Genomic DNA, 17,524 nt, shown 5'->3' on the forward strand with positions numbered 1-17,524 from the left:
TGGTTCTAGGGGAACCCCTAGCGATACAGAGGCGCTATCCACAATGGAGTGTCAGCCACTCCCGCACCCGCTGTTGGCAGGACGGCCGCTCCGAGGCAGGCACGGACTCCGTGGGCTGCGTCGCGGCGACGGCCTCGGCCGCTGGCACGCGTGCTCCTTCGACGCAGTCCCCGAGAAGCGAATTCCAGCGGTGAAATTGACTCGCCGAACGAAGTGACGCGTGGTTGTGTCGGAGGATGCCTGACGCGATCTTCGCTCACACGCGCCTCGCCCCGATCTACGACGCCTTCGACGGCTCACGCGAGGACCTCACGTCCTACATCGGCATCGCGGACGAGCTGGGGGCTCAGCGCGTGCTCGACATCGGTTGTGGCACAGGGTGTTTCGCGCTCCTGCTCGCCGGGACCGGGCGCACCGTGATGGGCGTGGAGCCCGCCGCCGCTTCACTGGAGGTCGCGTGGGCGAAGGACCCGGAGGGCCGCGTGAGATGGGTGCACGGCGACGCCACCGCGCTGCCGCCCTTCACCGCGGACCTCGCGACCATGACCGCCAACGTGGCTGATGTCTTCCTCACCGACGAGGCCTGGACCGCGACCCTGCGCGGCGTCCACTCCGCACTGCGTCCCGGCGGGTACTTGGTGTACGAGTCGAGGCGGCCCGAGCGCCGCGCCTGGGAGGACTGGGCGGCCGACACCGCACCCACCGTGCTCGACGTCCCCGGTTTCGGACCGGTGGAGCAGCGCCGCGAGGTGACCGACGTGAGCCTGCCGCTCGTGTCTTTCCGCTACACCTACCGCTTCGCCGACGGCGAGGTCGTGGCATCGGACTCGACGTTGCGCTTCCGCACCCGCGAGGAGCAGGAGGCGACGCTGACCGCGCTCGGCTACCGCGTGCGCGACGTCCGGGACGCTCCCGACCGCCCCGGACGGGAGTTCGTCTTCATGGCCAGCCGCGACTGACGAGGCTGAACTCGCCGTCCCCGGTCGCATACCCGGCAGAGCCGCTCATATCGATCATGGGTGCGTGAAGCCCGCTGCTGACGCTCGGCGCACTCGCACTGCCGCGCACGTGCCTTCGTCCCGGCCCCGCTAGACGTTCCGGCCGGGTTGAGGCGTCTTCAAGACCACCAAACCCCCCTGTTGATCATCGCTAACCACCCCAAACCCGTTGCTCCTGTGGGTTTTGCGGGTCTTGAAGACTGGCGAACGCGGTGGCTTGCGGGGCGTGGGTTGCAAGGGGGCGGTCGAGTGGTGCTTGCCGCTCGGGGTGGTCCAGGTGTGGGTGCCGTCGGGCGGGTTGGTTGCAGCCGATCATCGTGCACGTCGGACACCGCGACCGCCACGTGCGCGCAGTGACCCCGTTCTCACATCCCTTCCGAGAAATTCCCGGAGCGCAGGACTCGGCCGAGTAGTTCTCCCGGCTCAAGACCCACCACCTCGTGCGCCCGGTGGGACACCAGGGACGCGATGCCGTGCACGGCGGTCAGCCGCACGAGCGCGTCCGTGCCGGAGTCGGCGGGGTGCCGGGCACACCACGCGTCGCGCCAGCGTGCGACCAGGGGAAGCGTCGTGGACCGCAGGTCGGCCCCGGAAGCTTCGAGGAGGTCGTGCCGCAGCAGAAGGTCGAAGGCGTGCGGTCGCCGCGCCGCGAACGCGACGTAGACCTCCGCCAGCCGCAGCGGGTCGCCGTCGGTCGCGTCGAACTCCTCGGCCAGCTCTCCGGCGACGCGCTTGGCGAGGTGGCCCAGCAGCACCGCCCGTGAGGGGAAGTGCCGTCGCGGCGCGCCGTGCGAGACGCCGCACTGGCGCGCGGTCTCGCGGATCGTCACGGCCTCGATGCCGCTCTCGTCGAGAATCCGCCCCGCCGCGTCGAGCAGCTGGTGCCGCAGTCCGTCCTCCCCCATGCCCGCCCCTCCGTTGTAGACGCCGTCTACCCTAGTCGTGTAGACACTGTCTACGTGATCGCCTTACTCCTGCTGACGGCCGCCGCCGTGTGCCACGCGTCGTGGAACCTCCTCGTGAAGTCCTCGAACCAGAAGGGGCCGGAGTTCGTCTGGCTCTACGCCGTCATCACCACACCTGTGGCACTCGCCCTGGTGGTGTGGTCGCTCGCGAACGGCACGCTCGCCGCGCAGTGGTGGCCCGGCCTGGTGAGCATGGTGCTGCACACCGCCTATGCCGTTGTCCTGCAACGGGCCTACGGCGAGGGCGAGTTCTCCGTGGTGTACGCGGTCAGCCGGGGCATGACCCCCGTGCTCGTCACGCTCGCCGTCATCCCGTGGACCGGCCCGCCCTCACCCCGGGCGTGGTGGGGTGTCGCGGCGGTGCTCGCCGGCGTGCTGATCATGGATCGCGTGCGTCCCGGGCACGGCCTCGCGCGCGGCTCGCTCCTCGGCCTTGCCGTCGCCGCGTGCAGCTGCGCGTACACGTTGTGGGACGGCTACGCGATGGCGTCGCTCGGCGTGCACCCGTTGCCCTACCTCGCCGTCGCGAGCCTCGGCCAGGTCGTCGTGCTCACCGCCGTGCTCGCGCCCCGCCGACGCCTGCGCTCCGTGCTGCCGCAGTGGCAGCGCGCACTGCCGATCGCACTGCTCGCCCCGGCCAGCTACTGCCTCGTCCTCGTCGCCATGGCCATCGAGCCCATCGGCGCCGTCGCCACCGGCCGCACCCTCAACGTCGTGGTCGGAGTCCTGCTCGGCGTCCTCGTCCTCCGCGAACGCCTCACGCTCAGCCGCACCACCGGCCTCACCGCCGTGGTGGCCGGAGTCCTCCTCGTCTCCCTCTAGCTCGCAAGATGGAGCGGTTGAACGAGAATTTGACAATCCGGACGGTGCTGGCCACGTTTGTCGACCGTGAACGCGCCGTCGAACTGGCAGCAGTACCCGTCACCACCGCCGCAATGGCAACCGCACCAGCCGCCGAGGAAGAAGCGCACTGGCCTCATCGTGGGCATCGTGATCGCGGTCCTCGTGCTGGGCGTCGGCGGGTACTTCGGCGTGCTGTACCTCAACTACAGCTCCGGCGAGGACCCCGGCGGCGGTCCGGGCGGGCAGCCGGTGGCGCAGTGCGACATCAGCGCGGGACTGCGGCAGGAGGCCAAGGTCAGCAGCTTCCGCCTCGCCGGTGAACCGCCGAGGGCACGCGGGATGAAGCACAGCAACTGCTTCTGGGAGCAGACCAGGGGCAAGGACGGCAAGGACACCCGCAAGCTCCAGATCCACGTCTACGACTTCCGGGGCGTGAACCGCCTGCCGGAGCGCGACGTCGAGCAGGCCAGGGGCTCCTACAGCGGCGCCGCGAGGGACCCGATCGCACTGGACAGGCCGCTCGCGGGTGCCGACGAGGCCACGTTCGTGGACCCCTCCTCGTTGCAGACGTCGCCGACCGAGGCGAACCTGGTGGCGCGCAAGGGAGCCGTCTACTACCTCATCAAGTACTGGGGTCACGACAAGGGATTCTTCGGCGACTCGGCCTTTCCCGTGGAGACGGCCAAGTCCGTCGTGTTCAAGGTCGCCGAGGAACTGCTGGCGAAGTAGGTCAGCGCCTGCTCGGCGATCCGCAGCAGCTCCTTCCGCCCGCGTCCGGCGGCGGCCTGGACGGCGATCCCGTCGGTGACGGTGTGCACCAGTGCCGCCAGCACGGCCGCGTCAGTGCCGTCGGGCAGATCGCTCGCGCGCTCCAAACGCCTGCGAAGAGCCGTTTCCCCCGCCTTGCGGCGTGCGACGGCGGCCTCTCGTACGGGCGCCGCCTCCGGCCCAGCCGCGTGCACGGCGCGCACGGTCAGGCAGCCCGGGCACTCCGCTGTCAGGTCGACCGCGCCCAGGACCAAGCGCTCGATCACCTCACGCGCGGTGGGCGCGTCGAGCGCGGCGGCGGCGTACGCGCCCGGCCCCTCCACGTAGCGAGCGAGCACGGCGGTGAACAGCTCCTCCTTGTTGCCGAAGGCCGCGTAGAGGCTCGGCTTGGTGATTCCCATGGCGGCGGTCAGCTCCGCCACCGAGGTTCCGTCGTAGCCGTTGCGCCAGAACACCTCCAGCGCGAGGTCGAGCGCGGCGTCGATGTCGAAGGCGCGTGGGCGGCCACCGGGCACGGCATTCCCCTCCCAGTTGTATACCCATCGGTACATTACTATGGTTATATACCGCATGGTACACAACTGGGAGGAACCGGAATGATCAAGGTCGGAGTCGTCGGCGCCAGCGGCTGGGCGGCGGGTTCACACCTGCCCGTGCTCACCGGACTGCCCGAGTTCGAGGTGACCGCAGTAGCCACGACCAGGCAGAACAGCGCGGACGACGTGGCGGCGGCCTTCGGCGTGCGGCACGCGTTCGCCTCCGCGCGCGCACTCACGGCGCACCCCGACGTCGATCTGGTCGTGGTCTCGGTCAAGGTGCCCGAGCACGCCGCGGTGATCAGGGACGCGCTGGCGGCGGGCAAGCACGTGGTCTCCGAGTGGCCGCTCGGCGTGAGCGCCGAGGAGGCCCGCGAGCTGACCGAGGCGGCGACGGAAGCCGGAGTGCTGCACGGGATCGTCCTGCAGGGCTACCACTCCCCCGACGCCGCGTTCGTCGCCGACCTGCTCGCGGCGGGTCGGATCGGCGAGATCGAGTCCGTGTCGGTGGTCGCGGCGGGTGACCCCTTCGGTGGGGGCACGCTGCCAGAGGCCTTGGAGTGGAGCCTCGATCCGGCCGCGGGGAGCTCGATCCTGACGATCATGGCTGGCCACTTCCTCGCGACGGTGGAGCGGATCGCGGGCCGCTGGCGCGAGGTCACCGCGCAACTGCCCCGCCTGCACGAGCAGGTGCGGGTGGCCGGAACCGGACGGACCGTGCCCAACCAGCAGCCCAGCCACGTGCTCGTGCGCGGACGGCTGGAGAGCGGCGCCGAAGCCTCGGTGACCGTGCACGGCGGCGGGCACAGCCCCGAGGGATTCCTGCTCAAGTTCGTTGGCAGCGAGGGGGTGCTGACCGCGACCGCCGCCACACCCGGCATGTACATGCACTGGACGGACTGGGCGGTCGCGGTCGACGGCGAACCGGTGAGCTTCACCCGGCCGCCGGAGCAGGGGCCGAACGTCAGGATCTCCGCACTGTACAAGGAAATCGCGCAGGCCATCGCGGACGGACGGCAGCCCCACCCGAGCTTTGAGACGGCGCTCAGGCACCACCGGTTGCTCGCGTCGATCGAGCTGTCCGCGAGAACCGGTCTGCCTCAAGCCATCCGCTGAAGCTCGGCGACGGCTGCCGCGACGGCGTCGACCTCCTCTTCGGTGTTGTAGTAGTGCGGGGACAGCCGCAACGCCCACTCGACGTCCTTGTCGGCGAAGTCGAACTGCGCGAACTCGCGGAAGCTCAACGCGGAGTTGATGCCGCGCGCGTCCAACGCCTTCTTGAACGGCTTCGCCTGCCAGCCCTTGATCTCGAAGGTGACCAGCGCGGCCGGACGCGCTCCCCCGTCGAGCAGCCGCACCCCGGGCATCTCCGCCAGGCCCGCGCGCAGGCGAGCCGCCAGGCCGGGGGTGCGGCGCGAGATCGCCCCGAGCCCGACCTGGAGCGCGTAGCGAGCGGCGGCAGCACACCCGAGCACGGTGGAGTACGGGAACTCCCACTCCTCGAAGCGCGCCGCCGTGTCGACGGGGCGGTACTCCTCGGGGCTGGCCCACCGCGCGCCGTACATGTCGATGAACAGCGGCTCGTAGCCCTCGCTCAGCACCCGGTCGGAGACGTACAGGAAGCCGGAGCCGCGAGGCCCACGCAGGAACTTCCGGCAGGTCGAGGTGAGCAGGTCGCAGCCGATCTCCTCGACGTCGATCTCGAACTGCCCGACCGACTGGCAGGCGTCGACGAGGTAGAGCAGGCCGAGTTCGCGGCAGTGGCGGCCGATCTCGGCGACCGGTTGGACGAGGCCGGAGTTCGTCGGCACGTGGGTCGCCGCGACCAGCTTCGGCCGGAGTCGGCGCATCAGCGCGGCCATCGCGTCGACGTCGACGCCGGAGCCGTCCGGCAGGTCCGGAGCGTGCACGACCCGCACGCCGAATCGCTTGCGCAGCGCCAAGAACGCGATCTGGTTGGAGATGAAGTCGTTGCGCGTGGTCAAGATGACATCGTCGGGTTGGAACGGGATCGCCGACAGCGCGCGGCTGTAGGCGTGCGTCGCGCTGCCCGCGAAGGCGATGTTGCGCGGCGCGCAGTTGATCAGCTCGGCGAGCGCGGAGTAGAAGTCCTCGACCGCCTCCGCACGCAGCGCCGACGCCTCGTAGCCGCCGATGGACGCCTCCAGCTCCAGGTGCTCGACCATGGCGCGCAGCACCGGCGTGGCGAGCAGGCCGCAGCCCGCGTTGTTGAAGTGGATCACCGACTCGCAGCCGGGGGTGTCCGCACGCAGCGCCGCGACGTCGAGAAGCGGTTCCGGGCTCCGCAGAGAAGCGCTACTCTGATGTCTCATGTCCGAGAGTAGCAGTATCGCGGCGCTGGTCGAAGCCCTGCGCCGCGAGATCGCCCGGCTCGCGGCCGGTGACCGCCTGCCGAGCAGCCGCGATCTGGTGCGTCGCCACGAGGTCAGCCCGGTGACCGTGTCCAGGGCAATCGCGTTGCTCGCGGCGGAGGGCGTGGTCGTCACGCGGCCCGGCAGCGGCACGTTCGTCGCCCGGCGCCGCGCGCGGACCGAGGAGGCCGACACGTCCTGGCAGGCCGTCGCGCTGGCCGGGCGCAGCATCGACACACGCGGAGTCTCCGGCCTGCTCACCTCGCCCCCGCCGGGCACGATCACCATGGCGGGCGGCTACCTGCACGAGTCGCTGCAACCGACGCGCGCACTGGCCTCCGCGCTCGCCCGCGCCGCCCGCCGTCCCGACGCATGGGACCGCGCGCCCACGATCGGCCTGCTGCCGCTGCGCGCGCTGTTCGCCCGGATGGCCGGGGGCGAGCCCGACGACGTGGTGATCACCGGCGGCGGCCAGAACGCGCTTTCCCTTGCGCTGCGCGCTATCGCGGCTCCCGGCAGCCCGTTGCTCGTCGAGTCGCCCACCTACACCGGCGCCCTTGCCGCCGCGCGCGCAGCGGGACTGCGACCCGTGCCCGTCCCCGTCGACGCGGAGGGCATCCGTCCCGACCTGCTCGCCGACGCCTTCGCGATGAGCGGCGCGCGTGCGGTGTACTGCCAGCCCACGTTCCACAACCCGACCGGCGCCGTGCTCAGCGAAGACCGGCGGAGCCAGGTCGTCGACGTCGCCCGTGCCGCCGGGGCGTTCATCGTGGAGGACGACTTCGCGCGCTGTCTCGGGCACGGCGGTCACGTGCCGCGTCCGCTCTTCTCCGACGACCGTGACGGCACCGTGGTGTACCTGACATCGCTGACCAAACCCGCAGCGCCGAGCCTGCGCGTCGGTGCTCTGCTCGCGCGCGGGCCGGTGTTGGAACGGTTGCGCGCGTTGCGGTTCGTCGACGACTTCTTCGTGTCACGGCCGTTGCAGGAGGCGGCCGTCGAGCTGCTCAGCACGCCCGCGTGGGATCGCCACCTGCGCACGCTGTCCTCGGCTCTGCGTGAGCGTTGTGCTTTGCTGGCAAGGGAAATCCCCGGCGTGCGGCTTCCGCTCGGCGGCCTGCACCTGTGGGTCGGCGTGCACGGTTCCGCCGCTGGTCTTGTCGAGGCCGCACGCGCACGCGGCGTGCTGGTGTCTTCCGGTCGCGAGCACTTCGCCGCCGAACCGCCGGGCGAGTACCTCCGCATGAGCTTTGCCGCCGCCGACCTCTCCGATCTCGCCAAGGGCGCGCGCAGGCTCAGCTCGGGCTTGACCTTCGAGTCGACTGGAAGGCTTACCGTCGAGCCATGACGGCGCTCCGCATCTCCCAGCTCGCCGACCGCGTCGGGGTCAAGCCGACGACGCTGCGCTTCTACGAACAGGCCGGACTGCTGCCCGCGCGGCGCTCCGAGTCGGGCTACCGGCTCTACGACGACACCGCCGTCGAGCGCATCGAGTTCATCCAGTCCGGCAAACGCCTCGGCCTGCCGCTGGAGGAGATCCGCGACCTGATGGCCGTGTGGGAGAACGGTTTGTGCGCCGACGTGCGAGCGCGCCTGCGTCCCCTGGTACTCGCCGGGATCGACGAGGCGCAGCGCAGGACCGCCGAGCTGGACGCGTTCAGCGAGCGGTTGCGGCGCGCGCTGAGCGATCTCGACGACCCCGCGCCGGAGGGACGTTGCGGTCCCGGATGCGGCTACCTGCACGAGCCCGCGCCGCCCATCGCGTGCTCGCTCGACGGCGAGGAGCAGTCCTCGCGGATCGCGCGGTGGAAGGAGGTGCTCTCCGACGCCGACCGCTCGCACGTCGACGGCGGAGTGGTCCTGCGCCTGCCCGCATCGCGCAGCGCCGCCCTGGCCGAGCTGGCCGCCGCTGAGCAGGCCTGCTGTCCCTTCTTCGAGTTCACCCTCGTGCTCGCGCGCGGAGTCGTGGAGCTGCGCGTCCGAGCTCCCGAGCACGCCGCGCCCCTGCTGACCGAGATCTTCGGCTGAACCCCGCCCGCCAACGGCCCGTTTGACGCGGTGAGCGCACTGAACGGGTCGTTCAGCGCGCTCAAGTACCTGAACGGGTCGTTCAGGGCTTTCGGGTGCGGATGGGTGGGGGTGGCTCACTACGATGCGTCGGGCCGAAGACCAGTGGAAAGCAGGGACACGATGTCGCAGCCGCTGAGCGATCAGGACCGGGAACGCCGCTACGGCGAGCTGTTGAACCAGGTGGGGGCGTCGCTGCTGGAGGTGGTGCCCCAGGGCTGGCGCCGCCTCGACCTGACCACCAGGATCGTCGTCGGCGCACAGGGCTCCGCGCTCGCGGTGCTCATGCCGGACGGGTCGTCGACGCAGGTCACGCCGCCGCAGGGGGCGACGCGCGCGATGGTCGAGCTGCGCCACCTGATGTACCGGCCGGAGCGCGGCGCGTGGTTGTCGGCGCGCTACGTGGTCAACCCGCCCGGCGAGTTCCGCGTCTTCTTCAACTACGACCACGACCCGCTGTGGTCACCGCCGGTCCCGCCGGGCGTGCACGCGCAGGACCTCGCGACCTACCCGAGACCGGAGGAGCGCGTCCCGGACTGGCTCAGGGCCGTGCTCGGCATGCCGCCCTTGCCGCCGCGCACCGCGCCGTTCGGCATCGAGGCGCAGCGGGAGGCCCAGCGCAGGATCGGCGACCTGCTGGTGATGCACGCGCCCACCGACCGCGATCAGATCCGCGCGGTCTACCGGGCGGTGGGCAACCACGTGGAGCTGGTGGGGCACATCCTCGGCATCGACGGCCAGCTGCGGGACTGGGAACCGCCGCGCCGGCTCGGCGAGCTGTTCGCCCAGCTGCGCAAGGACACCTACCGCGAGGGCGTCGGCACGTGGACGGCGGCCCGGTTGGTCATCGAGTACCCGCTCAAGACCACGATCAACTACGACTTCGAGGAGACGCGCTGGCGGCAGACGCCGCACCGGATGGACGTGCTCAGCGAGCTGGAAACGTTCCCGAGGGCCGCCGAGAAGGTCCCCGCGTGGATGAAGGCGTTGCTGCCCAACGCCGAGCGGGTCGCGGAGGTCGCTCCGCTGTTCAAGCACGCGCGCGTCTTCGACCGCCGCGACGCCGACGGCCGCCCCGTGGTGAACCGCCCGCCGGTGCCCGAGGAAGAGCGGGCGCGGGTGCTCGACTACCTCAACGAGGCGCACGCGCTCGTCGTCGGCCGCGGCTTCTCCCGTGACCTGTTCGCGCCGTCGAGCACTCCGGACGTGCCCGAGGGCTTCCACACCGACGGCCGGTGGATCTGGCCCGCGTCGGTGCCGCACTACCTGGCCAAGCACGGAGTCCCACTTGAGCCGGAGTTCCTCGCGCACATCCGGGAGAACGGCCACGCGCTCCCCCAGCTCGACGCGGAGCAGGCCGGAGCCGCCTACACCGCGCTCACCGGAGAAGTCTCCGTCACGAAGCCGGAATCTCCCGAGCTGACCGAGCGCGACCGCAGGGTTCTCGCGCTCATCGAGGAGCGGCTGAGCGAGCTGGGCGCGATCCCGGAGGCCTATCGCCTGCTCGCCGCAGCGGAGGGCGCGCTGTGCCTGGAACGCGTCGAGGACGCCTGGCGGGTCGCGGACCACGAACGCGGTGAAGCCCGCAACGCCCACCGCTTCGCCTCACTGCGCGACGCGGGCGCCTACCTGCTCGGCATGCTGGCCATGACGCCGTCCAGCCTGCGCGCCGGCGGTCGCGACGTGAACACCACGTGGGCGCTCAACGACTGGCCCGTCCAGCCGCTCGCGGGCGAGCCCCCGCTGACGCTGCTCGCCGGTAAGCGCATCGTGGTTCTGTTGCCCGGCAAGGAGATAGACCGCTACGGAGCGCCGGCGGGCAACCTCACCTTCGCCGCTGGGACCGAGTTCAGCGCGATGTCGCTGCGCCCGGAACGCCTGCACGAAGGACCGCACCGCTACCGGATCGCCCGCGAACTGCGCGTGCTGACCGGGCAGGTCGTGCCGTGGCACGAGCAGCCTGGCGGCGGAACCGCTTATCTGCTCCCGAAATCCATCGAGGCGCACCTGGCCGACGGGAGCCTGACCGCCCTCAGCTAGCGCTGCTGGTGAAGCTCGGGTCGGCCGGGTGCGGGCCCTTCGGCTCCGCCCAGTCCTCGCGGCGCCCGAGCGCGGTGATGTCCAGCAGTCTGTAGGCGTGCATCATCACCTCCACCCCGCGCCCGTACGTGGCGTAGGTGTGGAAGACCTCGTCGCCGTCGCGCAGGAACGCGCTCACCCCGGGCTGTTCGCCGACGTAGTCGACCAGCCACTCCTCTCCCGCCGAGACCAGCTCCTCACCCTCGCGGAAGTTGTAGTTGTTGGGCGTCACCGCCGGGTCGAGCGACACCCGGAAGTCGTAGTTGAAGTCGCTGCCGTGCGCGGAGTACCAGGGGAAGGTCCAGCCCCGGCTTTCCTTGTAGGAGGCCAACTTCGCGTACGGAGCGCGGGAGACCGCGGCGAAGGAGGTGTCCCGCGACGCCAGGTGCGCACGCGCGCCGTCGCTGAGGTCGTCGGCCATCGCGGTGCAGCTGCCGCACCCCGTGTCCCACGCCGGGTCGTACATGAAGTGCTGGAGCACCAACTGCGTCCGCCCCTCGAAGAGGTCGAGCAGGCCGACCTCGCCGTCGGGCCCGGTGAAGCGGTAGTCCTTGCCGACCCGCACCATCGGCAGCCGCCTGCGCTCGGCGCTGAGCCGGTCAAGCGCCCTGGTCAGCTCCTTCTCCCGAGCCAGGTGCTCCCGGCGGGCGGTGAGCCACTCGTGCCTGCTGACGATCACCGGTCGGTCCACGACGTCCTCCGCTCCTCGAACTTGCGTGATGCAAGCAGGCTAGGAGCGCGACTTGCATCACGCAAGTGGAGGGCGGATCATCGAGGCGTGCTGGGTCGGACGTACGAACGCGAGAACTGCTCGGCGGCGCGGGCGCTGGAGCTGATCGGTGAGCGGTGGAGCCTGTTGATCATCCGCAACGCGGTGTTCGCGGACATGCGGCGCTTCTCCGACTTCGAGCGCAGGCTCGGCGTGGCACCGAACATCCTGGCCAAGCGGCTGGACGGGTTCGTGGCCGACGGGCTCATGCGGCGCGGTGGCGACGGCGACTACCTGCTCACCGAGAAGGGCCGCCAGCTCGGCACGGTGATCATCGCGTTGACCGAGTGGGGTGATCGCTGGCTGGCGCCGAAGGGCCCGCCGATCCTGTTCGAGCACGAGGACTGCGGCGGGCCGGTGCACGTGCACGCACGGTGCGAGGACTGCGCTCAGCAGCCCACCGCCCCCGAGGTGGTCGCCGTCGCCGGACCCGGGGCCGACCCGGACCGCCGTCCGCCACGCGATCCCAGCAGGCCGCGCACGAGCTGAGCGCTCAGCCGGACTCCCCCGCGCGCTCGGCAGCCCGGGTCGCGATGTCCTGCAAGGCGCGCACGTGCCCGTCGAGCCGTGCGCAGCCCTCGGCCGTCGCCCTGACCCAGGTCTTCGGCCGGTTGCCCGCGTAGCCCTTGCGCACCTCGATCAGCTCAGCCGTGCGCAACGTGCTGATCTGCTTGGACAGCGCGGAATCGCTCAGCTCGACCGAGTCGCGGACGAAGGCGAACTCGCACCACTCCGACGCCGCCAGCAACGCGACGATCGACAACCGCGTCGGGTCGAGCAGCACCTGGTCGAGCTTGGCGGGAACGTAGGCCATCTACCGCGACTTCCTCGTCATCGCGAGCCAGCGGTAGTAGAAGGCCATCAGGATGAGCGTCGTCATCAACAGCTGGACCGCGGTCCGCGCGAAGCCGTGGATCGGGAAGAACACCAACATGACCACCTGAGGCACGCACATCGCGGTGATGATGCCGGCGGCGCCGAACGCGTTCTCCGAAGGACGGTTGGCACGGTGGATCACCGGTATGCCGAGGCGGGCGGCCAGGTCAGGACGGCGCTGGCGCACCCGCAGCAGCACCAGGGGCAGCGAGATCGCCACTGCCATGACCGCGATGGCGATCGGCAGCGGGAACAGCTCGACCGAGCCTCCGATCAGCAACGTGAACACGTAGAGCCCGGGCCACATCCACCAGCGAACCCTGCTCGCCCGCGCCACCTGCACCCGGCGGCGCTCGACATCGGCCAGTGCGCGCGCCGCGTCCTCCGGATCGATCCGCTCCACCATGTTTCCCCCCAGGCATCTACTTTCCTGAGGGGAAAGTAGCAGGTAGAGCGACGCAGGGGAAGGGCCGTGGGCCGGGAGTCAGCGCGCGAGAGAAACAGATTTCACCCACCCCCTCACTTCCACGAGCTGACTGGCGGCACCTGTCTGTACCGTGGGCCGGTCCGAGGTGCAGTCGAGCAGCCGGAGAGTCGATCCATGCGCATGACGTTCCTTCGCACAGCCGTCGCGGCGGTCCTGGTGCTGAGCACCGCACTGCCCGCGGCAGGCGCGCCACCAGGACAGTCCACTGTGGACTCGTTCAGGTGCCCGAAGCTGTCGTCCTCGTTGGAGTGGTTCGGCGACAACAGGCAGCGGCTCCAGCGCGTCATCGACGAGCGCGGCAGCTGCTCGCACCCGGAACTGCTCAGGGGGCACGGCAAGCGCCCGGTCGCGGCCTTCGACTGGGACAACACGGTCACCAAGAACGACATCACCGACCTCGCGATCGCGTGGGCGCTCAAGCACGACGAGCTGCTGCGCCCGGCGAACTGGGCCGACACCAGCCCGTGGCTCACCGAGAAGGCCGTGCGGCGCCTGACCGAGGCGTGCGGCACCGACGTCCCGGTCGGCAGGCCGCTGCGCACCTCCACGAACCCGGCGTGCACCGACGAGATCTTCTCCATCCGCGAGGGCGCCAAGCTGACCAGCGGCGAGAACGCGTTCTCCGGCGACTGGAACCGGCGGCGCACGGTGCCGCAGTACGCGTGGGTCGCGCAGCTGTTCGCCGGGCACACCGAGGCCGAGGTCAACGCCATCGCGCGCGCTTCCCGCGCCGCCGCGCTCGCCGCTCCGATCGGCGCGACGCAGAAGGTCGGCAGCCACACCATCCACGCCTACGCGCGCTACTACCCGCAGATGCGCGACCTGATCACCACGCTGAAGCGGGCCGGGTTCGACGTGTGGATCGACTCCGCGGGAGCCGCGCCGATCACCGAGCCGTGGGCCGCCGGGGTCGGCATCGGCGGGCACCGCGTGATCGCGATCCGCAACGTGCTCGACCGCAGGGGGCGGATCACCACGACCGTCAAGGGCTGCGGCGGCGAACCCGACGGCGGCGGCGAGGACATCCCGTACGTGGAGGGCAAGCGCTGCTGGCTGAACCAGGAGGCCTTCGGCGTGCGCGGCCCCGCCGCGTGGCAGCGGCAGGACTTCGCGCACCGGCCGGTGATCGTCGGCGGCGACGCCAACACCGACGTGTCGATGGTCGAGGACGCCACGGGCGCGCACGTGGTGCTCAACCGCAACCAGAACGAGGTCCTCTGCAAGGCCTACGACAACGCCGACGGCCGCTGGGTGATCAACCCGATGTTCATCGAACCGTTGCCGCGCAAGGAAGGCAGCTACCCCTGCGCCTCAACGGGATATGTGAACCCGAACGGTTCGCTCGGCCCAGTGCGACGCGATGACGGCACCGTCATCCCCGACCAGCTCGACACCGTCCACGCCCGCTGACCCCACCCCGGCCTCACCAACCCCCAGGCGCGCCGGTCACGGCGTCGCCGAGGGTTGGGGTGTCTTCAAGACCACCAAACCCCGCTGTTGATCATCGTTAACCGCCGCAAACCCTGCGGCCTGGTGGGGTGTGCTGTCGTTGGAGACGGTCGGGGCGGGGCTCGCGGGTGGAGGGGTCAGCGCTGGCGGCCCTGGGCGGCGATCACGCGGAAGGCCGCCTTCTCCGCCTCCGTGGAGAGCTTCCACCTGCCGTCGTTGTTGTGCTGCCAGTACAGGAAGTGGTGCGCGCCGCGCTCCTTGGCCAGCGCCCAGTCGTCGATGAGCATGCTGACGCGCTTCTGCTCACCGTGCTCCTCGGCGATACCCCTTTCGCTGATGCCCCAAGGCTTCCCGCTCGGCACCTTGATCAGGTCCCACCACCGCTTGAAGCCCTTGTCGGCCCGGATCGGGGTGGCGTCGCCCGGTCCGGCGTAGATGTCCAGCGCGACGCCGTCGGCCGCGCGGGCGGCGTCGATCCACCCGTCGGAGCTGCCCACGTTGCCCTTGGAGTTGGTCTCCCACTGGTAGGCCATGGCCGAGTACCAGACGCGCACGCCGGGGTTGGCGGCCTTCACCACGGTGACGGTCTTGCGCATGAGCTTGGCGAAGGTCGCGCCGGACATGTTGTCCTCGGGCTCGTGGTACACGGTGAAGATCGTCCCGGCGGGCAGTGAGCGGGCGAGCGCGCCCAGCTGTTCGTCGTGCTTGCCGTCGATGTAGGCCTGCACGTCCTTGCCGATCGGCTTGGCCGAGTACCAGTGCTTCGACCCGGCGGCGTGCCAGTTCGCCGAGGACGGCTCGGGCAGCGTCTGGTCGAAGGAGCGGCGGTAGCTCAGCTTGCCGCTGCCGATCTCCTCCTGAGCGACTGACCAGGCCTTTCCGTCGGAGCCGGTGCTCGCGCCGACCCAGATCGGCGTGTCCGCGTGGGTGGGCGGCGGCACGCCGATCGCGATGGCGGCGGTGATCAGCAGGGTCGTGGTTCTTCTCGGCACGAGGACTCCTCGGGCTTCTCGACGACAGGGGCAGGGGATGTCGGGCGCATGCCTACCCACCCCCGTCGCCGAGCGCACCGGCACTTCAAGAACGCGAACCCAGAAAGGCAGTCAGGCGGGTTCGGCCGCGCAGGTCGCGTCGCGCGCCGGGAGCTGACCGCCGAGCAGGAACTCGTTCACGGCGTCGTTGCCGCACTTGTTCTTGGCGAACACGTAGACGCCGTGGCCGCCCTGGTCGATGGTCACCAGCCGAGCCCGGTCACCGAAGGCGCGCCGCAGCTTCTGCGCACCGATGAGCGGAGTGCCGGGGTCGCGCTCGTTCTGCACCAGGAGCACGTTCGACGGGCCACGGTCGGTGATGCGCACCTGCGGCTCGACGGGCTCGGAGGGCCAGTACGCGCACGGCCCGATGTTGGCGGCGGCCGCCCCGATCAGGGGGTGGCGAATCCGGTCGACGGCGACGTCGCGCTGGTAGGACTGGACGGACTTGGGCCAGCTGGAGTCGCCGCAGATCACGTGCAGACGGCCGACCTTCCCGTTGTCCGCGGGCGCAGCAGCGGCGGCCGAGCGCGCGGCGGACTGGTCCTTGTCGAGTTCCTTCCAGAGGTCGGCCAGCGCAGGAACGTCCTCGTCGCGGTAGAGGAATCCGAACGTGGCGGCGCGGAAGAGCGTGCCGTCCATGCCGAGCGCGGGCTTCTTGTCCAGTTTCGCGGCGAGGTCGAAGAACTTCGCGCGCACCTCCTGCGGAGTCCTGCCGAGGCCCAGTTCCGGCTTGGCAGCGGCGAACTTCGCGAAGTCCGGGAAGCGGTCCTCCAGCCCGCGACCGAACGCCCGCATGGCGGTGAGGTCGTAGCCGCCTGGGCCGAGGTTGCTGTCAAGCACGACGCGGTCGCCGCGCTGCGGGAACAACGTCGCGTAGACGGCGCCGAGGTAGGTGCCGTACGAGGCTCCGACGAAGGAGATCTTCTTCTCCCCCAAGGCTTCTCGAATGCGGTCCATGTCGCGCGCGGTGTTCGCCGTCGTGATGTGCGGCAGCATCCACGCGGAGCTCGAGCGCCCGCACTGCTCGGCGACGGCCTTCATCTTCTCGGCGTGCTTGGCGACGTCGGCGGAGGTGTTCGCGTACGTCAACGTGGCCTGGGCCTGCTGCTCGGCCGTGAGGTCGCAGGTCACCGGCGAGCTGTGGCCGATGCCGCGCGGGTCGAAGCCGATGATGTCGTAGGCGTCGAGCACCTCCTGCGGCAGGCGCTGGACCCATTTCGGGTCGGCGAGCGTCGCCGGGTAGGTCAGCCCCGCGATGCCGGGGCCGCCCGGGTTGGTCAGCAACACGCCCCGGCGCTTCGCCGGGTTCTTGCTGGCCAGGCGCGAGACCGCGATCGCGATCTCGCGTCCCTTCTCCTGCCGGTAGTCCAGCGGGACCTCCACAGTGGAGCACTCCAGCCCCGGCGCGCTCGCACCCTCCGGGCAGGCGCCCCAGCGCACCGCGCTCGGCTCGGCGGTCGCGGTCGCCCCCGGGATCGCTGCCGCGACCAGGGCGACGGCGACCAGGGTGACGGTTCTGCGCATGGTGTTCCTTCTCAGTCGGTGTTGTTCATCCGGAGCAGGACGTCGATCTGCGCCGGGCTGTAGATGTCGACCACGGCGAGTCCGATCGTGCGCATGGCGAAGTCCTTGCCGCGCGGCGAATCCGCGCACAGGTCCTCCACCTCGGGGAAGGTCTCGCGCATCTTCACCACCTGGGGTGAATCACGCATGCGCTCGGCCAGGTCCTGCCGCGTCGCCTCGTCGGCGTCGGCGGGAAGCCGGTCGAACTCCTGCTGGACGGGGTCGGGACCGGCCTCGGTCAGCGCCCGCGAGTAGGTCTCCAGCACTTCCTGGCCGAGGACCTGGTTCAGCACCGCGGCGAGCGAGCGGTCAGCCGCCGAGACCGCGGCGTCGACCACGGCCCTGCCCATGTGCGGCGGCAGCTCGATCGGCACGGCGTGGCTGCGCACGACGGCCAGGTCCTCGCGCACGCGTTGCAGCCGTTCGATGTTCGCGGCCAGCTCGGCGTCCAGCTCGTCCAGCACCTCGCGCGGGTGCTCGTCGTCCTCGCCCAGCTCGGCGATCTGCGCGAGCGAGAGACCGAGGCCGGTCAAGCGCTTGATCTTCAGCACCCGCACGAGGTGGGCGACGCCGTAGCTCTTGTAGCCGTTGGAACGGCGTTCGGGCTCGGCGAGCAGGCCCACCTCGTGATAGTGCCGGACGGCGCGCAGGGTGGTCCCGGCGAGCTCAGCGAGCTGACTGGTGCTCCACCCCACGACTTCTCCCCTCCGCCGTCATC

At 70.6% G+C, this 17,524-nt stretch carries 18 protein-coding genes; 9 read left to right on the plus strand and 9 right to left on the minus strand.

Features of this window, described 5'->3' with window-relative positions:
* Positions 1-236: 236 nt before the first annotated feature.
* Positions 237-959, plus strand: a complete 723-nt coding sequence (locus ABD798_RS18800; RefSeq protein ID WP_344876532.1) for a class I SAM-dependent methyltransferase — start codon at positions 237-239, stop codon at positions 957-959.
* A gap of 404 nt (positions 960-1,363) precedes the next feature.
* Here ABD798_RS18800 and ABD798_RS18805 read toward each other — a convergent pair whose 3' ends face one another.
* Entirely contained in the window at positions 1,364-1,903 is a 540-nt protein-coding gene (locus ABD798_RS18805; RefSeq protein WP_344876534.1) for a TetR/AcrR family transcriptional regulator, read from the minus strand.
* A 54-nt stretch (positions 1,904-1,957) separates the two neighbouring features.
* Here ABD798_RS18805 and ABD798_RS18810 point away from each other — a divergent pair, with 54 nt between their 5' ends.
* On the plus strand, positions 1,958-2,785 hold the full coding sequence (locus ABD798_RS18810) for an EamA family transporter (RefSeq protein WP_344876536.1): 828 nt from the start codon (positions 1,958-1,960) through the stop codon (positions 2,783-2,785).
* Positions 2,786-2,851: 66 nt separating this feature from the next.
* On the plus strand, positions 2,852-3,535 hold the full coding sequence (locus tag ABD798_RS18815; protein WP_344876538.1) for a hypothetical protein: 684 nt from the start codon (positions 2,852-2,854) through the stop codon (positions 3,533-3,535).
* On the opposite strand, the gene ABD798_RS18820 is transcribed toward ABD798_RS18815, so the two are convergent.
* Complete coding sequence (locus ABD798_RS18820) at positions 3,442-4,125, minus strand: TetR/AcrR family transcriptional regulator (protein ID WP_344876540.1); 684 nt, start codon at positions 4,123-4,125, stop codon at positions 3,442-3,444. The genes ABD798_RS18815 and ABD798_RS18820 overlap by 94 nt on opposite strands.
* A gap of 45 nt (positions 4,126-4,170) precedes the next feature.
* Between ABD798_RS18820 and ABD798_RS18825 the strand changes: the two genes are divergently transcribed.
* Positions 4,171-5,226: a Gfo/Idh/MocA family protein gene (locus ABD798_RS18825; protein ID WP_344876542.1), complete on the plus strand. Its 1,056-nt coding sequence runs from the start codon at positions 4,171-4,173 to the stop codon at positions 5,224-5,226.
* Here the strand turns inward: ABD798_RS18825 and ABD798_RS18830 are convergent.
* A complete protein-coding gene (locus tag ABD798_RS18830) occupies positions 5,211-6,443 on the minus strand; it encodes an aminotransferase class V-fold PLP-dependent enzyme (protein WP_344876544.1) in 1,233 nt (410 codons plus the stop codon). The genes ABD798_RS18825 and ABD798_RS18830 overlap by 16 nt on opposite strands.
* Between ABD798_RS18830 and ABD798_RS18835 the strand changes: the two genes are divergently transcribed.
* From ABD798_RS18835 to ABD798_RS18845, 3 genes are all read left to right on the plus strand, one after another.
* Positions 6,442-7,830, plus strand: a complete 1,389-nt coding sequence (locus tag ABD798_RS18835; protein WP_344876546.1) for an aminotransferase-like domain-containing protein — start codon at positions 6,442-6,444, stop codon at positions 7,828-7,830. The genes ABD798_RS18830 and ABD798_RS18835 overlap by 2 nt on opposite strands.
* Positions 7,827-8,510: a MerR family transcriptional regulator gene (locus tag ABD798_RS18840; protein ID WP_344876548.1), complete on the plus strand. Its 684-nt coding sequence runs from the start codon at positions 7,827-7,829 to the stop codon at positions 8,508-8,510. The genes ABD798_RS18835 and ABD798_RS18840 overlap by 4 nt, the downstream gene beginning before the upstream one ends.
* A gap of 162 nt (positions 8,511-8,672) precedes the next feature.
* Positions 8,673-10,589, plus strand: coding sequence for a glycohydrolase toxin TNT-related protein (locus ABD798_RS18845; protein ID WP_344876550.1), 1,917 nt, complete (start codon positions 8,673-8,675; stop codon positions 10,587-10,589).
* On the opposite strand, the gene ABD798_RS18850 is transcribed toward ABD798_RS18845, so the two are convergent.
* Positions 10,582-11,319 (minus strand): DUF899 domain-containing protein, encoded by a 738-nt coding sequence (locus ABD798_RS18850; protein WP_344876552.1) that lies wholly within the window; start codon positions 11,317-11,319, stop codon positions 10,582-10,584. The genes ABD798_RS18845 and ABD798_RS18850 overlap by 8 nt on opposite strands.
* Positions 11,320-11,406: 87 nt before the next feature.
* Here ABD798_RS18850 and ABD798_RS18855 point away from each other — a divergent pair, with 87 nt between their 5' ends.
* Positions 11,407-11,886, plus strand: a complete 480-nt coding sequence (locus ABD798_RS18855) for a winged helix-turn-helix transcriptional regulator (RefSeq protein WP_344876554.1) — start codon at positions 11,407-11,409, stop codon at positions 11,884-11,886.
* Between the two features lie 4 nt (positions 11,887-11,890).
* On the opposite strand, the gene ABD798_RS18860 is transcribed toward ABD798_RS18855, so the two are convergent.
* A complete protein-coding gene (locus tag ABD798_RS18860; protein ID WP_344876556.1) occupies positions 11,891-12,211 on the minus strand; it encodes a transcriptional regulator in 321 nt (106 codons plus the stop codon).
* Positions 12,212-12,679: a hypothetical protein gene (locus tag ABD798_RS18865; RefSeq protein ID WP_344876558.1), complete on the minus strand. Its 468-nt coding sequence runs from the start codon at positions 12,677-12,679 to the stop codon at positions 12,212-12,214.
* 195 nt (positions 12,680-12,874) lie between these two features.
* Here ABD798_RS18865 and ABD798_RS18870 point away from each other — a divergent pair, with 195 nt between their 5' ends.
* Positions 12,875-14,170 carry a haloacid dehalogenase-like hydrolase gene (locus tag ABD798_RS18870; RefSeq protein ID WP_344876560.1) on the plus strand — a complete coding sequence of 432 codons (1,296 nt, stop codon included), beginning with the start codon at positions 12,875-12,877 and terminating at the stop codon, positions 14,168-14,170.
* 176 nt (positions 14,171-14,346) lie between these two features.
* Here the strand turns inward: ABD798_RS18870 and ABD798_RS18875 are convergent, their stop codons facing one another.
* The 3 genes from ABD798_RS18875 to ABD798_RS18885 form a co-directional block, all read right to left on the minus strand.
* Positions 14,347-15,201, minus strand: a complete 855-nt coding sequence (locus ABD798_RS18875; protein WP_344876562.1) for a hypothetical protein — start codon at positions 15,199-15,201, stop codon at positions 14,347-14,349.
* Positions 15,202-15,312: 111 nt separating this feature from the next.
* Positions 15,313-16,767 carry an alpha/beta hydrolase gene (locus ABD798_RS18880; protein ID WP_344876564.1) on the minus strand — a complete coding sequence of 485 codons (1,455 nt, stop codon included), beginning with the start codon at positions 16,765-16,767 and terminating at the stop codon, positions 15,313-15,315.
* Positions 16,768-16,778: 11 nt separating this feature from the next.
* On the minus strand, positions 16,779-17,501 hold the full coding sequence (locus tag ABD798_RS18885; protein ID WP_344876566.1) for a MerR family transcriptional regulator: 723 nt from the start codon (positions 17,499-17,501) through the stop codon (positions 16,779-16,781).
* Between the last annotated feature and the right edge of the window lie 23 nt (positions 17,502-17,524).

It is taken from the genome of Allokutzneria multivorans, from assembly GCF_039537405.1.
Classification (GTDB): Bacteria; Actinomycetota; Actinomycetes; order Mycobacteriales; family Pseudonocardiaceae; genus Allokutzneria; species Allokutzneria multivorans.